Here is a 517-nt window from a genome sequence, read left to right on the forward strand (position 1 = left end):
AACGCCCGCAATAAAAGCGGGCGTTTTTGTATCTGATTAATAGGGAGATGCAGGTAACGGGCATAAAATAAGCCGAGGCTGTAGGACGACAGTCTCGGCTTTTTCGTGAGCACTTAGACCAATAGCAGGGAGTATTGGAAATAATCTAAGCGCTATTCCTCTGAAATATCGGTTCCAGCTTCGATAATTTCAGCAAGCTCTTCAAGTGCTTGAACCGAAAGCTCAGACAAACGCTGTAAGTGTTGGTCAAAAGTTTCCTGGTCTACAAGCTGTGGTTCATTATTATTTGTTTCTTTTGTTAGCATCGCCCAACCTCTTTAAGTTGAGTAAGGGGAGTAAACATCATACTCAATGGGCTCAGTAGAAAAGAAACGATCTATGTTGATTTTGTTAGCTCGATCATTGATTCAAATGATGAAACCGGCGAAATGAGATAGGAAGGGGAGTGAAAACGATGGCAGAAAGAAAAAAGCTAGCAACCATGTGCTGATTGCTAGCTTGTAAGGTTTAGAACTTT

At 41.6% G+C, this 517-nt stretch carries 1 protein-coding gene; it reads right to left on the reverse strand.

Features of this window, described 5'->3' with window-relative positions:
• Positions 1–152: 152 nt before the first annotated feature.
• Positions 153–305, reverse strand: coding sequence for a hypothetical protein (locus tag R7P74_RS29410; RefSeq protein WP_005457235.1), 153 nt, complete (start codon positions 303–305; stop codon positions 153–155).
• Positions 306–517 lie beyond the last annotated feature (212 nt).

This window comes from Vibrio sp. 2033 (genome assembly GCF_033339735.1).